This is a genomic window from Paenibacillus sp. FSL F4-0236, from assembly GCF_038000135.1.
Taxonomy (GTDB): domain Bacteria; phylum Bacillota; class Bacilli; order Paenibacillales; family Paenibacillaceae; genus Paenibacillus_AQ.
In genome coordinates, this window is record NZ_JBBOBK010000001.1 from 2,539,833 (window position 1) to 2,562,282 (window position 22,450).

Sequence of the window (22,450 nt, forward strand, 5' to 3'; positions counted from 1 at the left end):
TTCTGCTGTTTAATCACATTTTTTTATTTCGCCACGATAATTGGCCATTCTGAAACTGGCTCCGCATCCACATGAAGCTTTTGCATTAGGGTTATTCATAGTGAATCCGCCTACCATTCCACTCTCTTCATAGTCAATTTCAAGACCGTCAATATATGGGATACTATTCGGGTGAACCAATATACTAAAATCCTTTTTATTTAATACAATGTCCTCTTCTGCCTGCTGTTCATCTACGACTAGGGTGTAGGATAATCCACTGCATCCCCCTTCATCAACACCCACTCTAAGGAATGGATTTCGGATATTCGCACTTAATAAGATTTCGGCGATTTTTTCTGATGCCTTATCACTGACCTCGATGATCATTGTAAACTCCTCCTTCGGTTATTTGTTTTTCAAACCTAAAGATTGGATACCCTTTCCTATCTTGATATACGTCCTATGGATAGTACAAAATAACGTGGGCTGAAAATGCTTTGATGATTAGAAGGCATGAAATGTGACCTCCAAGAAAATTGGTATGTATACATCGTATCCGGACACTTAGTAAACATTTTTGTTTATAATGTATAAGCTACAGTTCAGCTTTGACTTTGTCAACATTTTTGTTTAAAATGTAGTCTGTGATGTAGATTTAGTTGCTTCAAAAGGAGGTGCACCTTGAGCCGAAATCAAACCAAAAAGGATGTCTCAACCAAAACCCGAAGAGCGATCATTGATCTGTTAAAGCAGCAAGGGGGAATGGATGTTATGGCACTCTCCTCCCAGTTTTCGCTATCTGGAATGGCTATTCGTCAACATTTGAATGCGCTGAAAGAAGAAGGGTTGGTAACTAACAAAGAAGAGTCCCGTCCCATGGGTCGACCCACCAAGCTATGGATCTTAACTCCCGCGGCTGATCGGTTTTTTCCAAGCGGATATTCGGATTTATCCATCAGTTTGATCAATTCCATGAAAGAAGCTTTCGGAAATGAGGGGCTGGACAAGCTGCTGGCTGTTCGAAATAAGAATATGCAAGAACAATATCTTCAGCATCTTGGTGATACAACAGACGTTAGAGAGAAACTGGAGAAGCTGGCCGAGATTCGAACAAATGAAGGTTATATGGCCGAGGTTAAGGAGCAGGAAGATGGCAGTCTCTTATTCATTGAGAAACATTGCCCGATCTGTGAAGCTGCTGCTGTGTGTACCGGGTTATGCAAGAATGAGTTGCATCTATTTAAAACTGTTCTAGGAAATAATGTTCATATTGAACGAGGGGAGTACATTTTAGCGGGAGGAAGAAACTGTGTATATACGGTTAGGCAAAATAAGCTGCCGTTTTAGCGACTTTTAAAGGGACTATGTTCTTGTCCGTCGATCTTAAAACTGGCGGTGCAACGGATGAAAGAACCAGCCGCCTATGAGATTTATGGGAAGTATCTCATTTTTTCAGATTATCGAATACACTAGTCCATTCCCACTACCTTGAAAATCTACAAGCTCACAGCCTATCTCCCCCTATACACATAGTTAGTAATGCCACCATCGCACGATTACATACAAAGGTAACTTCTCACGCTTCTTAAAAAGTAAAAAGAAGATGCCTAATTCAGCTAACAAAATGGTAATGTTCACTATCGAGATCTTGAAGTATACCATACCCCAATCCCAGGAATAAGGTGTATAATCAGCAATCACGACCCATGCTCGACAACAGGATCATGATTTCTTCTGCCGATGTTATTTCCATCGTATAATTCACCCCCTGCGGTAATATGAAGAACAGAATTTAGAGTGTACTAAATTCTTTGTCCTTGCCTCCTACGGATTTACACCGATTGAGAACGGACGTGCACCTACAGGAATAACACTAATCACAGCCTGAGTAACCATATTCGTAACCCCGTCAATGACGGTAACAATATCCGAGTTGAATTCAGCTACATAAATAGAATTGTTTAAGGAATTCACACCTATCCCCGTTGGAAAAGGAGAACCGCCGGCGGGAATAATGGTAGTCACCACAGTGTTGGTTAATCCGTCAATGACAGTAACAGTATTATCATTAAAGTTGGCAACATAGATAGCATTGGTAGAGGTATTGACCGCTCCGTCCATAACGGATAGCTGTTGCTGTTCAAATTAGCAACATAAATACGATTGGTTAACGGGTTTATGGCTACCCCGGAGGATTCACGCCTACAGGGATGACTACTATCACCGCACCTGTTACTCCGTTGATCACAGAAACATCATTGCTATTGAAATTGGAAACATAAATGCGGTTAACGGAGCCTGTGTGTCTATACAGAAAATGAAATTCTAGTTTTTAAAAATTGTTATTTCGATGAATCTTGGTATTCAGTATCTCTTGACGAAAGTACGCTAACATAATCGGATCCGATAGTAAATTATCAACCTATGTGAATGCACTCACTAAAGTGGGATTTGTCATTGAGCAAATGACTGAGCAATCTGATAATGAATTTATGCAATCGCGGGACGATAAAAGCGATTTTGCAATAAAAGCAAAGATGCTTCCTGTAACTTTTGTAATAAAAGCTAGAATACCCTAGCATCCGATAACTACTGAAACAACACATTACAACGTAATAATAATTTTTTAAGCCGATCCAGAAAAGGATCGGCTTATTTAATAGCTTTTTTAAGGTCAATCTTGTCTGTTCTCAACAGATTTCATGCGGTTTTGATCGTCAGGCACTCGGTCATTACTGAATTCCTGGCCTGCTTCTACTTCACCATGACCGGAAGCACTTCGGGCAAAATTTGTGAACTGCCTTTTCTGCTCATCTAGCTTGTGTTTACTCTTAAGAAGCTCCTGCGGATCCTGATTTGTCATAATGCTATCCTCCCAAAATGGAATCATGCAGTTTATTCGCACTACAGGAGTTTTCCATAATAGAGCGGTGCTTATGCAAGAATTTCAATAACTTTATTCAAAACAAGGTATTCTAAAACAACGATCCCAACGCAAAGAATAATAAAAAACTGAAGTCTTGCCGTATTCATTCTATCCTTCCAATACTCTCCTCGGAATAATGAAACAATGTTAGGTGTAAAAGTATGTCTAATCGTTTCGTTATAATCATCATTATCCACAAAGAACACGCGAAACAATACTTTATATACTGGAATATTTAAGAACAGTAGAAAAATGATCATCACAAGATCGAGACTCAATTTACTCGCCTCCCAAGATTCACTTATCCTAATTTTACCACATAAATAACTCTAGACATTGGAGGTCGATGACAATTTTATAATTGCTCCATTCAATAAAAAGACCACCTTTCGATACTCTAATTGGTAATATCATTGTATCCACCGAGAGAAAGTTTCTTTTATAGAAACTTTCTCTCTTTATTTGAGCTTATTCAAGTTCTCTCTTAATATTGACCTACATAAAGGAGGTGAAAGTATGAATTCAAAAATCCTAATAGCACTAATGTCACTTGCACTAAGTTCTTTTGCCATTGGAACAACAGAATTTGTTATTGTTGGTATTCTGCAAGAGGTAGCTTTTGATCTTGGCATATCGGTTACGCAAGCTGGGACTCTGGTGTCTGGGTATGCAATTGCCCTTGCTATTGGAACCCCGATTATCGTTGTTATTACAGGTAAATTTCCTAAAAAAGGATATTTACTGTTCCTCATGATCGTATTCACTGCAGGGAACGCTCTGGCAGCATTAGCTTCTACCTATTCCATTTTGCTCTTAGCAAGGATAATTACAGCTGTTGCACATGGTGTGTTTTTCGCTGTTGCAGCTACAGTGGCCGCAGATATGGTCCCTACTAACAAAAAAGGCACCGCCATCTCCATCATGTTCACCGGGTTAACCGTCGCTACCATTCTAGGTGTTCCCCTTGGGACATATATCGGTCAGGAATTTGGATGGCGGATGTCATTTGCGGTGGTTGCTGTATTAGGACTAATAGCTTTGTTTGTCACTATTATTGCCGTGGAAAAAATTCCGCGTTCAATTCACTCACCGAGCCTTAGAGATGTTGGTAGTCTGATTGCCAACCCACGTATCATCGCTGCACTGCTAATGACAGTACTGGGTTTCGGCGGAACCTTCGCCTTATTTACGTATATCTCTCCTATCCTTAAAGAGATTAGCGGATACTCAGCCTCGTCTATTTCATGGCTGCTGTTGGTTTACGGAGTTGCTGTGGCATTTGGGAATATTATTGGAGGGAAATTAGCAAATGGACATCCTGTAAAGTCGCTCCGATTTGTATTCCTGTTTCAGGGCATTGCTCTGCTGTTGCAAATATGGCTGCTACCCAACAAGACGTTCACCATTTTATCCCTTATATTAATGGGCTTCTTCGCTTTTATGATGTCTTCCGGCGTACAGGCTTACATTCTAATGCTTGCAGAAAAGCTGGTACCTTCTGCTAAGGATGTCGCTTCTGCATTAAACATCTCTGCATTTAATATTGGGATAGCTGCTGGTTCTACATTAGGTGGGCTTGCAGTAGACCATTTGTATATTATGGATACGGCTTGGATCGGTTCAATTATGGCTGGATTGGCTTTTTTACTCGCAGCTATAAACTACAAAATGGATAAGAAACAGAATCTTTATGTTGAGGAGAGAGGATAAATGGATTTAAAAGCATTAGACCTATTAGAGAAGGAATTGGAATTCACAAGTTTTACCCATCAAGATGCACTCGCTATTGGCAACCGGATTGTGCAGAGTGCCCAAGATAACAAAGTAGCGGTGGCCGTGCATATTGAACGTAACCGAGTTCCCGTGTTTACGCATCTAATGGATGGTACTTCGGAAGAAAACTACGAATGGTTATTTCGCAAAAAACGGATCGTTGATCATTATAACCGAAGTTCTGCCTACATTGAGCAACGCTTTATCCAAAGTGGTGCTTCTCACACAGAACACTCCCTGCTTTCCACGTCAGAGTATCAAGCAGTGGGTGGTTCTATTCCCATCCGTGTCAAAGGTGTTGGCGTTGTCGGGTCCGTAACAGTCGGGGGTTTGACCGGCGAGTTAGATCATGCTTATGCAGTTGAGGGCATTCACCTGTTTTTAAAAGGCGAATAAGTGTCATAGTTAAGGTCATGACCATAACTACTTTAATATAAATGAGAGGGTTAGGCGTAAAGCTCAACCCCTCTCATTTTCATTCATAATAGTTCATCAAGAGCCATTTTCGATGTAATCTTTGTGTTTCCCAAATAACCCCTTTGTAGAACAGACTAATTCATTGAAATGCGTTGAGGTTCTCTGGCGAAAGAACTAACCAGTATAATTTTACTTTATATAAGCTAAAATGGAATTAAATGTTTTTATTTGTATGCCAATAATTCAATTATAGTTTTGAGGTGAATCAATGGATCAATATGAGGTTGCAACCCTAAAAAAAGGTCTACTCATTCTAGACGCTCTGCAGCAAGGTGAACCCATGAGATTGACTGAGATTATGCACCGGTTTAACCTTAATAAGTCAACAACTTTTCGTCTGCTTTATACGCTGGAATTGACAGGTTTTATTCAAAAAGAAGGTCACACGTACAAAGCTTCTGAATTAAAGGGGCACCATTCATCATCTGCTAACACTCGACTTAATTGGTTAGTTATTCCATCCCTGCATCAATTAGCGAATGAACTTGGCGAAACCGCATATATTGGGATTTTAGATGGTATGAAAGTCATGACAGTACAAGTGGTGGAGAGCAATCATGCCATCCGTAGCCATACACACGTAGGTGATTCTGCTTATGCCCATCTCAGTGCCTTTGGAAAAGTAATCCTGGCGCATCTAAGTGATGAACAACTAAAAGAAATGCTTACACATCTTACCCAGTACAAAGCAACAAAGCAAACTTTTGACGACAACCATTTATTAAAAGAGCATCTTAATGTAATCCGTCAACAAGGATACGCCATTGATGATGAAGAAACAGAAGTGGGTTTACGCTGCGTTGCTGCACCTATATTTTATAATAGTAAAGTGATCGCTGCATTGGCTATATCCGGCCCTGCTGCACGATTGAACCGAAAGAGAGACCGTGCGGTAAGTAAAATATTGAAGGAATGCAGTGCACAGATTTCCAGTCAACTTTGACACGCTCAACTATTCAAATTTCAATAATTCACACCAATAACACAATCTGACGCGAAAAAAAGGCGTATCCCAAACTGGGACACCCCTCTTTAAGCTTAGCTTAACGTTTCACTCTTCGAGCAAAATCAACGAACTGAAATTTATCCAGTCGATGCCTGGACTCGGTATATTGGAAAAGCACCGTGTTCTCCAAATAAACATAGTTTCGTACTACTACAATATGCGTGTAACTCTTCAAATCAAGCAGTCTATGATCCTCCTCAGTAGAAGGCTCAACGGATATCAGCTTCTTCGCATAACTAATTTTAAGACCCAACTCCTGCTCCAGATAATCATAGAGTGAGCCTTCCGCGATTTCCTCGCTTAGGAATGGAACAATATCCGCCCGGAAATAATCCTTATCCAAAATGATCCGATCACCTTCAATCTCTCTGGCACGAATAACTTTCCAAACCAGGGTTTCAGGCGGAATCTGTAGATGTCTGGCGAGTGTGGAGCCTGCCGGCTCATTTATCGTCCGCTCTACCAGTGTCCGTGAGGCAGTACCCAGTGTATCGGCCATCTCTTTAAATGAAATCAGACCGGTAACGGGGAAATCCATTCTCGTCATATCAAGCACAAAGGAGCCTCTACCCTTAATTTTGTGAATGTATCCTTCACGGAACAGCAGGTTCAGCGCTTTGCGAACGGTCTCTCGTGAAGTGCTGTAAGCTTCAGCAAGTTCACTTTCAGAGGGCAGTTTGGTTCCCGGCAGCAGTTGTCCAGAAAGAATTTGGTTGCTGTACTCATTATAAATTTGCAAATATTTATTTTCTCTCAATTTTGATCACCGCCCTTTATTGTATCACGTCATGCCTTTGGAAGCATCGATTCAATTGGAGGGAAATTTATAGCGTGGAACATATGAATTCTTATATTTACAGAAAAACAGCCCCCAGGGGCTGTCTTTCTGTAATATAAAGTCTTTGCCAATATAGCCTGTATCAACCCTTGAGATGAATAGTCAAGATGCTAGATTGTCTAGCTGCAGCTGGTCCAGTCTTCTCCTCAATCTTCTCCACCATATCCTGACCTGCAGGAATGATGATTGGAGTAATCAACGGGTAACCTGCTGCGCGGATAGCTTCCATATCAAATTCTAGCAAAAGCTCGCCTGCCTGCACCTTGTCGCCAATATTCTTATGGGTGGTAAAACCACTGCCTTTAAGCGACACCGTATTAATTCCAACGTGGATGAGTACTTGTACACCACTGGCATGCTCCAATATAAGCGCATGTTTGCTCTTGATCACATGAGCTACTGTAGCATCAAAGGGTGCATATACTTTACCCTCAGAGGGTTCGATTGCAATGCCTTCACCCATCTGCTTCTCGGCAAAGGCAGGATCAGGCACCTGTTCTAGAGATACTGCAGTACCACTGAGCGGAGAGATAAGCTCCAGAATATTCACGGAGTCCTGTGACTCTTGAACTGTAGGGCGGCTGTTCAAATTGTCTGTCTCGCTCACAGTACTAGTAGCCTTTGTAGCTGAGTTCTTTTCGGAACGCCCCACCACAGAACGGCCGTAGAGTACAGTGGCGACAAATGGCACAATGAGAACAATAAGCATACCAATGAAGAACACGCCCCACTGGTTCGGGAATATCGAAAGGAAGCCGGGAATCCCGCCTACGCCAATGGAAGAAGCGCGAACCTGATTAACGGTAAGAAGCATACCGGCAATCCCTGAGCCGATCATCCCGAAGATGAAAGGATAACGATAGCGGATATTCACTCCGAAGATCGCCGGCTCCGTCACGCCGAGGAATGCAGAGATGGAAGATGTAGCCGCCAAGCCTTTTGCCTTTTGTTCTCTGACTACGAACATCATTGCCAGTGCCGCGGCACCTTGTGCAATATTGGATAACGCTAACATCGGCCAGAGGAAAGTGCCGCCCTCGCTGCCGATGAGCTGCACATCAACCGCCAAGAAGGTATGATGCATACCGGTGATGACCAGAAGCGCGTAGAATCCGCCGTAAATTAAGCCACCAAGGAGCGCAAAATGATCAAATACAAAGATCAGGCCAGAGGTGATGGCATTGGCAATGCCAAACGTAACCGGTCCGATAATGGTGAAGGCCAGAAAACCTGTAATCAGTAAAGTCACTGGCGCAACAACCAGCAGTTTAATGGAATCATGCACCCGGCGGTTGAGGAACTTCTCCAGCCTTGCCAGAATATAGGCCGAAACCAGCACTGGCAATACTTGTCCCTGATAACCGATCTTCTCCAAATGCCAGCCGAACAAATTCCAGGTTGGAACAGTACCCTCAGTGGAAGCACTTGCATAGTTATAGGCACTTAATAGATCTGGGTGCACGAGAATGAGACCCAAAACGATCCCGAGCAGAGGACTGCCGCCGAAACGTGTAACAGCTGCCCAACCGATAAGTGCTGGTAAAAAGGTAAAAGCTGTGCTGGCAATCGTATTAATAATCGCAGCAATGTCTTTCCATGCGGGATAGACATCCACCAGCGACTGATTATCAAAGAAGATACCAGGCCCGGTCAAAATATTATTGATCCCAAGCAGCAAACCTGCGGTTACGATAGCCGGAAGAATAGGAATAAATATATCAGCCAGCGTCTTGATCGCACGCTGCAGCGGATTCTGTTTTCGGGCAGCAGCGGATTTCACTTCATCTTTGGAAGAACGAGAACCGCCAGTGATCTGAATCATTTCATCGTATACTTTATCTACAGTTCCCGGTCCGATAACGATCTGAAACTGCCCCTGGCTAGAAAATTGTCCCTTTACTAGTTCGTTGCGGTCCAAGGCTTCCGAATCCACCTTGCTCTCATCATACAGCGAGAATCTCAGCCGGGTTACACAATGTGTCGCAACCTCTATATTCTCCTTGCCCCCAACTGCCCGTACAATATCCTCAACATTTTTGCGGTCTATAGCCATATTTTCACTCCTTACATAATTGATTTGTGCTCCTTCTCAAGTACACCTCGTTAGCGGATTAACCACATGTAGGAAGCATAAGGACTAAGCTGAAGCTCTTGTGTTAATTCAGGTGTTTCTGTTGTATTTCCAATCAGAAGCTCGTCTTTACCACTTGATGATAACTCTGCCCAGTGACTATCTTCAAAGCGGAAGGTAATCTCTTTACTGCTGAAGTTCGAGACCACTACAAGCGCCTCTCCATCACCTGTTCTGGCGTAAGCGAACACTTCAGGATGACCATCATCGAGTCTCTTGAATACACCTTCAATGAATATCCCATACTCCTTGCGTAGTGCAATCAGCTTACGGTAATGATGGAAGATGGAATCGGGATTGGCTAGCTCCTTCTGCACATTGATGTCCGAATACCGCTCATCAACTTTCAGCCATGGAGTACCTACGGTGAATCCGGCATTTCGGCTGTCATCCCACTGCATCGGCGTACGGGAATTGTCCCGTGAACGTTCCTGAAGAATACTCAGGGCAGTCTCAGGGCTTTTCCCCTGTTCACACAAAATACGGTACATATTCAGTGACTCAATGTCACGGAACTCGTCGATGCTCTTCCATACCGGATTTGGCATCCCGATTTCTTCCCCCTGATACACATAAGGTGTTCCCTGAAGGCCATGCAGAGTTGTTGCAAGCAGCTTGGCACTCTCTACACGGTAGACCTTATCATCAGTGAATCTGGAGAGGGCACGCGGTTGATCGTGATTGTTAAAAAATAAGGCGTTCCAGCCCCGACCTTTCTGCATTCCGGTCTGCCACTCTGTGAACAAGCTTTTCATCGCCTCAAAATCATAGGGCATTAGCTCCCACTTCTGTCCATTCGGATAATCAACTTTTAAATGATGAAAATTGAAAGTCATAGAAAATTCCCGCTCTTTAGGACTCGAGTATCGGATGCAATGCTCCAATGTAGTTGAGGACATCTCTCCGACCGTCACCATCTCATACGGACCAAATACCTCTTCGTACATCGCTTTGATGTATTCATGAACCCGTGGACCGTCAGTATAGAACTTGCGTCCATCCCCCGGTGGAACACTCCCGTCATCGTTAGGGAAGCGTTGATCCTTGGAGATTAAATTAATTACATCCATGCGGAAGCCGTCGACACCCTTTTTAGCCCAGAATAGCATCATATCATTCACTGCTCTACGTACCTTCTCGTTCTCCCAATTCAGATCCGCCTGGGTTTTATCGAAGAGAGTAAGATAATATTGTCCCGAAGCTTCATCAAACTGCCAGGCAGGACCTCCGAACTTCGACTGCCAATTGTTGGGTAAGCCACCGTCCGGAGAGGGGTCCTTCCAGATGTAGTAATCACGATAGGGATTGTTCCTGCTTGAAATGGACTGTTTGAACCACTCATGTTCTGTTGAAGTATGGTTAACCACGATATCGATCATTAGCTTCATTTCACGTCTGTGCAGTTCCTGTACTAACTCGTCGAAATCCTCCATCGTACCAAAATCCGGGTTGATATTTTCATAATCCGCAACATCGTAACCGTTATCATGTTGTGGCGAGACATAGACCGGCTGTAACCAGACAATATCAATTCCAAGCTGCTGCAAATAATCTAATTTTTCAATAAGTCCTTTAATATCTCCTGTTCCGTTTCCTGTAGTGTCCTTAAAGCTCTTCGGGTACACCTGATACACCGTGGACCGGCGCCACCACTCCGAATACTGGGACTGACTCAAGTTGAACACCTCCAAAAGAATTACTTTATGTCAAATATTAAACCTGTATATACAAGTTCAAACACTTCACACAGTTTAAACCTGTATATACAGGTTGTCAATACTTTTGCTATCTGACTCGGAAAAAGAGTAAAAACTGGCGGTTCTTCTTTAATTAACCCATTTGATAATCAATTATTCTTTTTCCTATTTCCTATCTTAATAATTGTTCTATAATCACAACAAAAAAAGCCGCTAAGTAAGCGGCTCTTTATATACAAAGATGTCTTGTGCAGAATTCATAACGATGACGAAAATCCGCTAAGTTTAACTAAAAAATGATACCGATGATCAGAGCGGATAAAACGCTTACAAGTGTGGCGCCAAATAACAGTTTTAATCCAAATCGAGCCACAATATTCCCTTGTTTTTCATTTAAGCCTTTCACTGCACCCACAATGGTACCAATGGACCCAAAGTTAGCAAATGAGATTAGAAAAACCGAGACAATGGCTGTAGTACGCCCACTTAAACCATCTTGGATCTTAACAAAGTCAAGCATAGCAACGAATTCATTCGCAACAAGCTTTGTCGCCATGATACTGCCTGCATCAACAGCTTCATGCCATGGGACACCGATAAGAAAGGCAATGGGTGCAAAGACATACCCTAAAATTCCTTGAAACGAGATACCGAATACTCCGCTGAAGACCCCGTTAATTAATGCAATGATCCCAACGAAACCAACCAACATTACACCAACTACTATGGCTACTTTAAAGCCATCCATAATATATTCGCCCAGCATTTCAAAAAACGTTTGTTTTTCTTCTACCTGAACTTCAACAATATCTTCTTCAGGTGTAACTTCATACGGATTAATGATGGATGAAATGATAAATCCGCCAAATAGGTTTAATATCAATGCAGCTACTACATACCGAGGTTCTAGCATCGTCATATATGAACCAACAATTGACATGGATACCGTCGACATTGCAGACGCACATAATGTATACAAGCGATGTTTTGGTAATAATCCAAGCTGGTTTTTCACCGAAATAAACACTTCATTTTGTCCTACAATTGCGGCTGCAACTGCATTATAAGACTCCAATTTGCCCATGCCATTAATTTTACTTAGTACCAAACCAATATACTTGATAATGAACGGGAGAATTTTGTAATGCTGCAATATCCCAATTAATGCCGACATAAAAACAATTGGCATCAAAACATAAAGGAAAAATGTATGGGCCCCTTCATTTGCAATCCCACCAAAAACAAAGTCAGTCCCTTCATTGGCGTATCCAAGTAATTTTGCAAAACTATCGGCAAACCCTTTAATTAAGAATTCACCTATACTTGTTTTTAGTATAATTAATCCCAAACCGATCTGAATAGCAATCATTACAATGATTGGTCGATATTTAATCTTTTTCTTATTGTTACTTCCTAGCCATGCCAGTAATAGAACAATAACCAAACCAGCAATAGAAATTAGATAATGCATTTTTAGCCCTCCAAATTATCGGTTAATTTTCTTGGAATCCTCATATCGAAATGCATCTTTCCACATTAACCCTTGTTCCAAAATAATCGCCAACAGACTTCCGCATATTAATCCATTATTTAAAATGGCTATCACGATCGGAGATAAATGGGCCGTAGCTGATGAAGGGATAAACATTAATCCCACACCCACTAAAAGGGAAATTCCACTAACGATAAATGTTCGTTCTTCATGAATGACCTTCTTCAATTCCATTAGCGCTAGTCCGACCATCTTCACAAAAATGACGAAGGTAACGGAATAGCCTATGGGAGCTGGAATCGCTGATATAACATTCATCATTGGCGGAAATAAGGATATTGAGATCACAAAGCAACATCCAATTAAAAATGATCTGCGCTCCTTCATCCCTGTTTGTTCAACATATCCCGCCGCTCCCGAGATAGGGACAGAACCGACCGCTCCTAAACCGCCACTAATAAGATGCGTAATTCCAGAAGTAAACCCGGCGCGCAAATAACGATGATGATCCACTTGCTTTTGTTTCATAACGGTCTCCATCAAACGGATCGATGCAACTGCATTGGTTATTAATAACAGCGTTAATAAAAATGCAGTAGTGATTGTCCCAGCATCGAATTGAGGTCTGCCAAATGGGAATATTTTCGGTAGCTTAAATAGAGTATCCGCATGAGAAAACACTGGTATATTACCGCAGATAATAAATAATAGGCAGCCTATCAATATACTGAAAATTATTGAAAACTGGCTGAGTACTACAAAGCGACTTTTTCCTAACCAAAAGGTAATGCAAACCACAATCACACTAAGGATGAATACTTTAACATCTAACGTGGTGTGGGCTATGGTAATCCCCATCATCCCTTTCATAAAAGATCCACTTAATTGAAAGATCAATAAAAGTAAATAAATAAAAGTGATGGTGGGAGTAAATAGACGAGCGATTTTATCCATTAGCTTAAATGCTGAAATTAGGATAAATAACACACCGCTAATGATCATTGCCCCACTTAAAGCTTGTAAAGCACCATTGTTAGAAGAATAAAGCCCCCCCACTAAACTTGCGTAAATCGTAAAAATGCTCCACCATAACCCTGCCGGACCTTCATGGATAGGGAATTTATGACCCATCAGGCCTTGTAAAAATCCAGCTATCCCCAAAGTAATCATTGTGCTCTGGATAAGCCCGGAAGTCTCTATGGGTGTTAAGTTATATAAATCTGCGATAGCAATGGGTGCAGCAATTGCACCAGCGATCATAAAAATCATCCACTGCAATCCTGACAGTATTACCTTCATTTCTTTCTCACTCTCTTTTCTAACAACACTGCTCTTATCCATAAATCAGCCATCAATGACTGTGTTAAGGGCTATTTCGACCATTTCATAAAAAGATAGTTCACTTTCTTTATGAGTCAGGTGTTCCTGTCTTAGCAATTGACTGCCGACTGTTAAAATCGATAACGCTTTTACACCATATTTAGCGGCTAAAGTGTATAGGGCTGTACTTTCCATTTCTACTGCTAATACACCAAAATCCATAAACTTGTGAAGTCGATCTAAATTTTCACGATAAAATTCATCAGAATTATAAATATTACCAACAAAAACATTTGCATTTTTAGCTTGTGCTTGTTGATACGCTTTCATTAACAATGAAAAATCTGCTGTAGGTGCAAAATTACAACCATGAAAGATCTTCTCCGTCATATTACTGTCTGAAGACACCGCTTGGGCTATTATAATATCGCGGATATTAATTTCACTTTGCATCGCACCACATGTACCAATGCGAATCAATTTCTTAACTTCATAATCGACGATCAATTCTGTAGCATAGATACTCATCGATGGATTTCCCATCCCTGTCCCCTGAACTGACACCGGTACACCCTTGTATAATCCAGTGTATCCATACATCCCTCTTACTTCGTTATAACAATTAGCCCCCTCTAAAAAGTGTTCTGCTACAAATTTTGCACGTAAAGGATCTCCTGGGAGCAAAACGCGCTCTGCTATTTCTCCCTTATTTGCACCTAAATGCCTACTCATAGTTCTTCCTCCAACTTTTAATAGTAAACTGAGGTTTACCGAAATCGCTTTCCACTTGCCCTCAAGTAAAATCAGTTTCGAAACTAGATTGAGCATAAGGTTTTTTAACATTACAAACTAGACCAAAAACTTACGTAGGTAACGGAAAATAATTGGTCAAATTATAAAAGCAATTCTTTACGGATATTGTCCAAATCTCTTTTAGAAGGGATCGTAGAAATAATAACAACAGGCACGGTCTTTAGTGCAACCGGGATATTACTAATGACAAGATCAATATTATTTTGCTGCATGATCTCGTCGGTTAGCCCTTTCATAATGGAGGTATTAAGGATCAACTGATCCCCTATTTCCTTCTTTATCAAATCTGCTATGTAATGACGAATTGAAAATTCCTCTCCGATCACTAAGAAAGCCCTCTTACTCTTATAACGTAAACTCGAACGGACAATTAAGGTTAGTTTTGTTAAATGAAAATTATTGAAGAGAACGGAAGGGTAAGTTTTATTCCACGTTTGCATACAGGTTTGCATTTCTTGATAAATCTGCTGGCACTCCTGCTCTACATATGTTGTTAAATGACTTTTCGAAATCATCATCCATTCCGGAATGGCATTTTCGATTAATAACTTGTCAAAGAACCCGTAAATCTCCAAGATAAATCGTTCATGCATATCCAAGTTCGGGTATACCTTTGCCAACAACATTAGAAGCAGATTCCCCATTTGATATTCTTCTTTATCCTTGTGTAATTCGACTTCTTTAATCGGAGTGATCTCTGACCCTTCATAATAATGATATTGGCTGAGACTAACCATGGATTGCATAAAGAATATTTCACTCTTTGGAAATTCGATAGACAGCTTTTCTTCAAGACGCTCTGCTATGGCTCTCACTGGTATATAAAACATCCCCTTTTCCCAGGGGTATGCATTTTCGTCGATGGTTACACAATTTCCTTTAGCAGCTCTTTCTATTACAATTGCCAACAAAAAGGACAATTTCCTTTTGGAATTGATAAAATATACAATGTTATTCTCATTCTCTATATTTGTGATCAACTGATTTATATAAGCAAAATCGACATTCGCAAAGGGCCATCCTGTAAACTCATACGCATCACAATATAAATTCCAATAAAAATACCGAATATTCATTTCATTCCCTTTGATCACAGGTGTAGAGTAACTAATGCGTAACTTATACGCTTTTAGATCATTATTATTTAATTCCACAATCAGCTTCTTCAAAGACGAGGTACTCATAAACATGGCTTCAGAAAGCTCCTCCACAGACATTCGACCAGCATTCGTAAACAATAAATGCATCAGCCGATAAAAAATGGTTTGTCTGAACATAGAAGAAATCACTTCACTTATCGTACTTTGCCCATCACGTAGAAGAACGATTCCCTTACCTCTAGAAACTTCAATGGTTACAGAAGAGGGTAGTTGCTTGCTGATTTCCTCCACCATCTTCCGTATTGTCTTATCTGAGATCCTTAAACTTTTTTCCACTTCGGCTAAGGTAAACCATCTTTGTTCCGTATCAAGCAGCGTTAATAGTTGGCTAGCTAAATTAAATCCCTTATCCATTGTTATCCACCCTATTTCAATTTCATTTTAATTTTTATAGTATAAACAAATTCACATCTATAACCATATTATTTTTCAATAAAAAAACCCGGGTTTCATTTACCCGAGTTTCACATCACTTTATATTTGTGTTTTTTCTTCAATAGGGCTAATTGCTTTCAGCTGCATCGTTATGACGGCTGCTATAACGGCTTTGATGATGTCCCCCGGAAGAAAGGCTAACGCTCCGACAAGTCCAGCCCAGATCGACGTATTGGTTATTAATGCCATGACTGGTGCACCAATCAGACTCACTAGTAATACACCAAAGATTATGTTGATCGCTATCAGCTTCCAAGTTCGGACCTTCGGCCAGATTTTTTCAGAATACCAGCCGATAAGGCCGGCCGCGATAGGGAAGCTAAATATGTATCCTGCAGAAGGACCAATGAGCACTGCGATTCCGCCGCGGCCACCAGTCAGTACAGGCAGTCCAATGGCTACCAGAATGATGAAAATGACTAGACTGAGGGCGCCCATTCGTTTCCCCAGAAAACATCCAGCTAACATGACGCCAAGCGTCTGGGCAGTGATCGGAACGGGGATGAAGCCGAGGGGGATGGGTGGAATCATGCCCAGCACCGCGATAAGTGCTGCGAATAATGCAGCATAAATAAGTTCTTTTGTCTTCAAAAAATTGACCTCCATTGGATATAAATAATTGTATTCTGGTTAGTAAATACGTCCAGTAAGCTGAATTATAATGGAGATATTATTGATTGTAAACCATAATATTTTTAAAGGTTTACAATAGAGTGAAATACCAAGCTTGAGTTTTTCCAATTGTTATATAGAATTAGAGTATTCAGTCGCAATCGTTGGATGTTATTATATTCAATGGGTTTTGGTCGGAGAGTTATACTTTTGGAGGTTTAAGTTCATGACAGTAAAAGAACATATTCTTGCCTTGCTCGACAGTAATAAGGGTGAATACTTTTCTGGCGAGGAAATAGCCGTTCAGTTATCCGTGACGCGCAGCGCTGTCTGGAAAGCCATAAAATCGTTACAGACAGACGGATATTCCATACAAGCTGTAACTAATAAAGGATATTCCATGTCACCTCAAACAGATATCCTATCTGCAAGTGCAATTTCAAAATATCTGGATACCCAGGGGAAAAAGTTACGTTTAGAAGTCTTTAAGACACTATCTTCAACGAATGAAGCCGTAAAAAGCCTTGCCTCAAATGGAGAAGCTGAGGGTAAGGTGATCCTTTCCGAAGAACAGACCGCTGGACGCGGGAGAATGGGCCGAAAATTCTTTTCTCCACCGGGAACGGGTATCTATATGAGTATCCTGCTGCGTCCCAAGCTGTCAGCAACAGATTCCGCTCTGCTGACCACTTGCGCCGCTGTTGCAGTCGCCCTTTCCATCGAGAGCGTATCCGGTAAAGAAACGCAGATTAAATGGGTGAATGATGTCTTCATGGAAGGTAAAAAGGTGTGTGGGATTCTTACTGAAGCATCCGTGTCACTGGAAAACGGCTGGCTTGATTATGCCGTTCTTGGTATTGGTATCAATGTAGCGCTACCGTTCGACGGCTTTCCTAACGACCTTACCGAGATTGCAACAACTGTAATTTCTGAAAACAATTCTTATGGTGATCTCCGCAACCGACTGGTAGCAGAAGTACTGAACAATTTCATGAGATATTATGAGCAATTAACGGACAGATTGTTTCTTACCGAATATAGAAAACGGTTAATTTCACTTGGCAAACCCGTAACAGTGATAAAGAATAATGAACAGCTTAAGGCAACAGCCATTGATATCGATAACGATTGCCATCTGAAAGTCAGATATGAAAATGGTGACGAGGAATATCTTTCAAATGGAGAAGTCAGTGTTAAAATTTAGCTATTGTTCTTTTTAAGATAGGCTAGCTTATGACGTTTTTCGCAAAAGAAGCCACCTTGTAGGCGGCTTCTTTTGCGTATATGTTATTCGTGGTAATCGTCAAATTTAAACATGGAGGAATCATTTTTCAGTGGTTTATTATTGCAAATTATTTTTTATCCAGCTAAGCAGCGACTCTTCCTTCGGAGCCCAAGCAAGTAGATTTCTTGCATGGGTGGCACGCACACGGCTGTTCGAGGCGATAGCAAAACGCGCCCAGTCTCCAAGTTCTGCTATCGCTTCGTCTGCGGGCCAGCTTATGGTCTTGCCCCCAAAGCCTAACGCCTCGCTGACAGATTTGGCGATGTCCCCATAAGATTCCTCCCCATTTTCGGCAAAGAAATACGATGCAGACGGTGCTTTTTCAAGTGCCAATACATACAGTTGTACCAAATCTTTGATGTGGACATTAGACCAGCGATTTACGCCTTTACCTACGTGAACGCCTGCCTGCAGCTCTCTCGACTTGCGAATAATCTGCGGCAATTGATCGCTTTCCACAGGCAACGCTAGTGCATCACCATAAATCATAGATGGGACTATCACGATGCTTCTCACCCAATCCTCAATTCCAGCCTTGCGTACGAGGTTGTTTATCGCTACGCGGTTTTCCCTAATATCCATAGGTACAAATGGTGTTTCCTCGTCAAAAATTTGTTCGCTCGCCGTTTCGCCACGGGCATCATCTCCAACCACACTTGAACCCGATGTATGCAAAAATGGTTTTCCACTTCCACGTAGAGCAGCTATAAAAGTTTCAACTGCCAGCAAATGATCTGAATCGGCTGTGTGAATTACTGCATCGCTGAGCTTAGCATATTTCGTTAGCGTATCCGTATCTTCCAACGTGCCGAGTATAGGCTCTATACCAATATCCCTTAATGCTTCCACCTTATCGGGATTGCGAACCAGACCAAAGACAGTATGCCCGGCATCAAGTAAACCTTTAGCCACCGACCCGCCGATATAGCCTGAAGCTCCTGTGATAAACACTTTCATAATAATATTTCCTCCTCATCTATGCTGTTGATGCTTGTCCATTCGACAAACAAAGTGTGGTGCCAGTCTCAATTAATTTTGCTGCTTCTTTATTGTAAGCTCCAAAACATAAATAAAACAAATTATGAAATAATCATTTATTCATAAATTATTTTATAAATAATACTAGCTAATCCATCTTCTTTTCTCTTAGGATAGATATGATCTCATGAATCAGAGGCAAATGCTTATTCTTTAACTGATAAGCGATATATAACTCGTTTTTTACTTTTAAATGCTTAAAAACAACTTTTGATTTGCCTTCTTTTAACGAGTTTAGCAAGAGGTATGTAGGTATGACACTCAAGCCCACCCCGAGCTCAACTGCCTTCAGGATCATGTGTAAATTAGGAATGATATGAATAGGTCTAATTTCAGGACGTTTCTTAAAATGTTCTCTCCAAATTCTTCTTATTATCGGCAATTCCAAGCCATAGCTGATCCATTTCTGTTCAGAGAGCCATTGCTCTTCAAGCTTCAGATTATCAAATTCAAGGATTTCATAATTGCTTGGAGCTACTATAACAAACTCTTCATCCATTAATTTCAAATACTCGATACCGGGAGTTTGGAACCTTTTTGACATAATGAGAATGTCTAGCTTGTCTTCCTTCAGAAGCTCTAGCAATTGCTCGGAGGTTCCAAAATGCGAAATGGTACATGTATTAAATTCAGGAAGCCGTGGCAGTATTTTTTCACTAAAAAACTCATGCGCCGCTCCCAGCTTGATCACACTCAGCGTAGGCAAAGAAGCCGATTTAAAGCTCATTGTCGTATTCTCTAATGATTCTATAAGTGGAGCGAGCTGGGAATATAACTCCTTTCCCCGCTCTGTTGGGGTGATTTTTCTAGTCGACCGAATAAATAAAGTTTCTCCCACCTCCGCCTCCAAGGCGGCTAAGTGCTGACTCATGGCTGGCTGCGTCATCATGCGGGTTTTTGCGGCTTCAGAAATCGATTGATACTTATATATTGTGCAAAAGCTTCTATACCATTCAAAATCAACCATACTCTAGGCTCCACCTTTATACTGTAAAATTTATATTAGAAGATGAACTTAATATATCAACTTAAGACTCTGTATTCTACTGTGCTAAAGCATTTAAATCCGGCTGCATCTTGTTCCGCAGAACATACAGCATGATGGCACCAACAAGGAACGCAACGGCATCCGAAATGACGAGCGACCAGACCACACCATGGAAACCATTCATTCGATTGGCTATATACAACACAGGAATCAGAGTAACTCCTTGAATAATTGACATTATAAATGCAGCAGTTCCTTGCGCTGTAGCTTGGAAGATCCCGGTAAACAACGAAGTCATTCCTGTAATAAACAAGGATAAGAATGTCACATGCAGAATGTAGCTGCCCATCTCAATTAATTGCGGGTCATTCGTAAATAAGCCAATTAAGTGGTCGGAAATCAGATAGACGATAACGCCGAACACGACAGCTAAAGCTATTATCGCTTTGATCGTGAATCCGATGGTATGCTTCATGCGTAATTTATTCGCTGTAAAAGAGAAGGCAATGAGCGGCACGACTCCCTCGCATAAACCCATCAGAATACACTCAGGTAATTGCAATAAACGGGATGAAATTCCGAACCCCGCTATGGCTTGATCTCCATATTCGACTAGAAAATGGTTCAATATGAGTGACATTGCACCCAAGAAGATGCTCATAATAAAGACGGGAACTCCGATTTTGAATACATTGCTCAGTATATCCTTGGTAGCTTTGAACCATTTAAAAGAGACAGTTAAGAATTGGCTTTTATAACCCAAATGGTAGGCGTAGAATGCGCTCGCAACCAAGTTAGAGATGACCGTAGCAGTCGCAACGCCAATCACGTCCCAATGGAAGACGAAGATAACTAGCGCATCGAGAATAATATTCACGACAACACTTAGAATCATCCCAATCATCGATGTGATTGCTGAACCTTCCGAGCGAACGATATTCTCCAATGTGAAGCATAATACAACGAATGGTGAACCAATAAGCATAATCGTTACATAGTCCTTTGTAAATCCGAAGGAGTCGGGCGTCGCTCCCAGACCATGAACGATTGGATCAATCAACGGGAGGCCAACAGCCATCACGATAAGACCGATAACTAAACTGCTGTAAAAAGCGAATGAAGATACATGCTTAACATCATCATATTTTTTCTCCCCTAGCAAGCGGGAGATGAATGTACCACTGCCCATGCCAATCAAGTTTCCTAGCGCCATAATGATCGCGAATAACGGCAAGGTTAGTGCAAGTGCGGTTAACATAGCCGTATTGCCCAGTGTGCCAAGGAAATAGGCATTCAAGATGGAATATATGACACTCATTGACATGCCTAACATCATCGGTATACCGAAGTGAGCTACGGCTTTTGAGATGGGTGCTTTTTCAAAGTAATGAAGGTTTTCTGCATCCATGTGGGTCACCACTTTCTTCATCTATTTGGTATTCAAATTACTTAGAATTCTAACTATTTATTGAATATGAATCATGACGCAGCAACAAACAACCCCGTACCGTAACATCGACTTTACGGGGTTGGTGTGCGAAATTAACTGTTCTTCAGTTTCCAAGAAAGTACGTCATTGCGCCGCCTTTGCCGTTCAGCTTTCCTTTGTAAAAGGCACGCCACTGCTACTGTTTGACGAAAAGACTTTGCTTACTTATCGTCCGGATCATGTGACTGGTCTGGTGACGAATTTCTTCCATCTCTGGAAGGCCAGCCGAATCCGCGCATATCACGATGCCCTTCCCCGCCAAAGCCAGGGAACCTTCCGCTAAAGCGTTCGTCCCTAGAATTCCCCCACATTTTTTGCATTTGTCCACGCATGGCCATTAGTTTTTCGAATTCCTCTGTACCCATACGCTCCTTTGCAGCCTCCATCCACATAGCCATTACATCACGTTCTCCGTCCGTTCCAAGCTCTTCTTCTAAAGCCATAATTACGCGGGTTAAGTAATCCCCGAAAGCAACCTGCTCTTCTGAAGATAGGCTAGAAAATATGTTGACGCTGTCTATCTCTTGCCCCTCTTCCTCTTGTCCTTTTTGGGTTAAGTAAATCAACATGATGCGTTTGTCTGTTTCTGATGGCTTACGGGTGATATATTCGGCTTTTTCCAATTTTGCAAGCAATTCATTGAGGGATGATACACGGATGTCCAGCATATAGGATAAATCTTTGGTGCTGATACCATCTTTCATCCGGAGAAATGCCAGTATCCTGCCTTGCCCGCGGGATGTGTCGGCCATAGGGCCAACAGCAGCATGTGTTTTTAAGTGTTGTCGTTGCAGCAGCCATTGCAGTTTCGCGAGTTTTTCATATAATTCAGTATTCATGTCCATATTGGATCCTCCATAAAGTTTGTATGGTACCTGTTAATCTTTGTGACGGTACCTGTTGGTTTTTATTATAACGGTACCTGTTAGATATGTCAAAATATTTTTTACAGGTACCGTTAGTATGTTGTTGATTGTTACCGCAACAA

The 22,450-nt window shown here is 41.5% G+C and carries 22 protein-coding genes; 5 read left to right on the forward strand and 17 right to left on the reverse strand.

Annotated features, from left to right (window positions below):
- Positions 1-9: 9 nt before the first annotated feature.
- A complete protein-coding gene (locus tag NSQ29_RS11590) occupies positions 10-369 on the reverse strand; it encodes a HesB/IscA family protein (RefSeq protein ID WP_370510539.1) in 360 nt (119 codons plus the stop codon).
- A gap of 294 nt (positions 370-663) precedes the next feature.
- Here NSQ29_RS11590 and NSQ29_RS11595 point away from each other — a divergent pair, with 294 nt between their 5' ends.
- Positions 664-1,329 carry a helix-turn-helix transcriptional regulator gene (locus NSQ29_RS11595; RefSeq protein WP_339241098.1) on the forward strand — a complete coding sequence of 222 codons (666 nt, stop codon included), beginning with the start codon at positions 664-666 and terminating at the stop codon, positions 1,327-1,329.
- A 477-nt stretch (positions 1,330-1,806) separates the two neighbouring features.
- On the opposite strand, the gene NSQ29_RS11600 is transcribed toward NSQ29_RS11595, so the two are convergent.
- The 4 genes from NSQ29_RS11600 to NSQ29_RS11615 form a co-directional block, all read right to left on the reverse strand.
- Entirely contained in the window at positions 1,807-2,103 is a 297-nt protein-coding gene (locus NSQ29_RS11600) for a YncE family protein (RefSeq protein ID WP_339264770.1), read from the reverse strand.
- 61 nt (positions 2,104-2,164) lie between these two features.
- Positions 2,165-2,230, reverse strand: a complete 66-nt coding sequence (locus NSQ29_RS31530) for a hypothetical protein (RefSeq protein WP_231573487.1) — start codon at positions 2,228-2,230, stop codon at positions 2,165-2,167.
- A gap of 426 nt (positions 2,231-2,656) precedes the next feature.
- Entirely contained in the window at positions 2,657-2,845 is a 189-nt protein-coding gene (locus NSQ29_RS11610; protein ID WP_042188410.1) for a hypothetical protein, read from the reverse strand.
- Between the two features lie 71 nt (positions 2,846-2,916).
- Positions 2,917-3,186: a hypothetical protein gene (locus NSQ29_RS11615; protein WP_052404299.1), complete on the reverse strand. Its 270-nt coding sequence runs from the start codon at positions 3,184-3,186 to the stop codon at positions 2,917-2,919.
- A 238-nt stretch (positions 3,187-3,424) separates the two neighbouring features.
- On the opposite strand from NSQ29_RS11615, the gene NSQ29_RS11620 reads away from it, so the two are divergent.
- The 3 genes from NSQ29_RS11620 (at position 3,425) to NSQ29_RS11630 (ending at position 6,101) form a co-directional block, all read left to right on the forward strand.
- Complete coding sequence (locus NSQ29_RS11620) at positions 3,425-4,618, forward strand: MFS transporter (RefSeq protein WP_341125106.1); 1,194 nt, start codon at positions 3,425-3,427, stop codon at positions 4,616-4,618.
- Positions 4,619-5,077 carry a heme-binding protein gene (locus NSQ29_RS11625; protein WP_341125107.1) on the forward strand — a complete coding sequence of 153 codons (459 nt, stop codon included), beginning with the start codon at positions 4,619-4,621 and terminating at the stop codon, positions 5,075-5,077.
- 289 nt (positions 5,078-5,366) lie between these two features.
- Positions 5,367-6,101: an IclR family transcriptional regulator gene (locus tag NSQ29_RS11630; protein WP_341125108.1), complete on the forward strand. Its 735-nt coding sequence runs from the start codon at positions 5,367-5,369 to the stop codon at positions 6,099-6,101.
- Positions 6,102-6,201: 100 nt separating this feature from the next.
- Here NSQ29_RS11630 and treR read toward each other — a convergent pair whose 3' ends face one another.
- The 8 genes from treR to NSQ29_RS11670 form a co-directional block, all read right to left on the reverse strand.
- Positions 6,202-6,921, reverse strand: coding sequence for a trehalose operon repressor (gene treR, locus NSQ29_RS11635; protein ID WP_341125109.1), 720 nt, complete (start codon positions 6,919-6,921; stop codon positions 6,202-6,204).
- 163 nt (positions 6,922-7,084) lie between these two features.
- On the reverse strand, positions 7,085-9,055 hold the full coding sequence (gene treP, locus NSQ29_RS11640; protein WP_341125110.1) for a PTS system trehalose-specific EIIBC component: 1,971 nt from the start codon (positions 9,053-9,055) through the stop codon (positions 7,085-7,087).
- 50 nt (positions 9,056-9,105) lie between these two features.
- Positions 9,106-10,809 (reverse strand): alpha,alpha-phosphotrehalase, encoded by a 1,704-nt coding sequence (gene treC, locus NSQ29_RS11645; protein ID WP_341125111.1) that lies wholly within the window; start codon positions 10,807-10,809, stop codon positions 9,106-9,108.
- A gap of 310 nt (positions 10,810-11,119) precedes the next feature.
- Positions 11,120-12,301, reverse strand: coding sequence for a NupC/NupG family nucleoside CNT transporter (locus tag NSQ29_RS11650; protein ID WP_042188403.1), 1,182 nt, complete (start codon positions 12,299-12,301; stop codon positions 11,120-11,122).
- A 15-nt stretch (positions 12,302-12,316) separates the two neighbouring features.
- On the reverse strand, positions 12,317-13,663 hold the full coding sequence (locus NSQ29_RS11655; protein WP_341125112.1) for a purine/pyrimidine permease: 1,347 nt from the start codon (positions 13,661-13,663) through the stop codon (positions 12,317-12,319).
- A gap of 3 nt (positions 13,664-13,666) precedes the next feature.
- Complete coding sequence (gene deoD / locus NSQ29_RS11660; protein ID WP_339241075.1) at positions 13,667-14,374, reverse strand: purine-nucleoside phosphorylase; 708 nt, start codon at positions 14,372-14,374, stop codon at positions 13,667-13,669.
- A 161-nt stretch (positions 14,375-14,535) separates the two neighbouring features.
- Positions 14,536-15,969 (reverse strand): helix-turn-helix domain-containing protein, encoded by a 1,434-nt coding sequence (locus NSQ29_RS11665; RefSeq protein ID WP_341125113.1) that lies wholly within the window; start codon positions 15,967-15,969, stop codon positions 14,536-14,538.
- Positions 15,970-16,089: 120 nt separating this feature from the next.
- The gene (locus NSQ29_RS11670; RefSeq protein WP_076283743.1) at positions 16,090-16,641 is read right to left on the reverse strand and encodes a biotin transporter BioY; all 552 of its coding nucleotides are present in this window, start codon (positions 16,639-16,641) and stop codon (positions 16,090-16,092) included.
- A 247-nt stretch (positions 16,642-16,888) separates the two neighbouring features.
- Between NSQ29_RS11670 and NSQ29_RS11675 the strand changes: the two genes are divergently transcribed.
- Positions 16,889-17,866, forward strand: coding sequence for a biotin--[acetyl-CoA-carboxylase] ligase (locus NSQ29_RS11675; protein ID WP_339264748.1), 978 nt, complete (start codon positions 16,889-16,891; stop codon positions 17,864-17,866).
- A 138-nt stretch (positions 17,867-18,004) separates the two neighbouring features.
- On the opposite strand, the gene NSQ29_RS11680 is transcribed toward NSQ29_RS11675, so the two are convergent.
- From NSQ29_RS11680 to NSQ29_RS11695, 4 genes are all read right to left on the reverse strand, one after another.
- Positions 18,005-18,904 (reverse strand): NAD-dependent epimerase/dehydratase family protein, encoded by a 900-nt coding sequence (locus NSQ29_RS11680; RefSeq protein ID WP_076283745.1) that lies wholly within the window; start codon positions 18,902-18,904, stop codon positions 18,005-18,007.
- Between the two features lie 169 nt (positions 18,905-19,073).
- Entirely contained in the window at positions 19,074-19,952 is an 879-nt protein-coding gene (locus NSQ29_RS11685) for a LysR family transcriptional regulator (protein ID WP_341125114.1), read from the reverse strand.
- A 76-nt stretch (positions 19,953-20,028) separates the two neighbouring features.
- The gene (locus NSQ29_RS11690) at positions 20,029-21,381 is read right to left on the reverse strand and encodes an MATE family efflux transporter (RefSeq protein ID WP_341125115.1); all 1,353 of its coding nucleotides are present in this window, start codon (positions 21,379-21,381) and stop codon (positions 20,029-20,031) included.
- A 242-nt stretch (positions 21,382-21,623) separates the two neighbouring features.
- Positions 21,624-22,307 (reverse strand): MarR family winged helix-turn-helix transcriptional regulator, encoded by a 684-nt coding sequence (locus NSQ29_RS11695; protein ID WP_081382919.1) that lies wholly within the window; start codon positions 22,305-22,307, stop codon positions 21,624-21,626.
- Positions 22,308-22,450 lie beyond the last annotated feature (143 nt).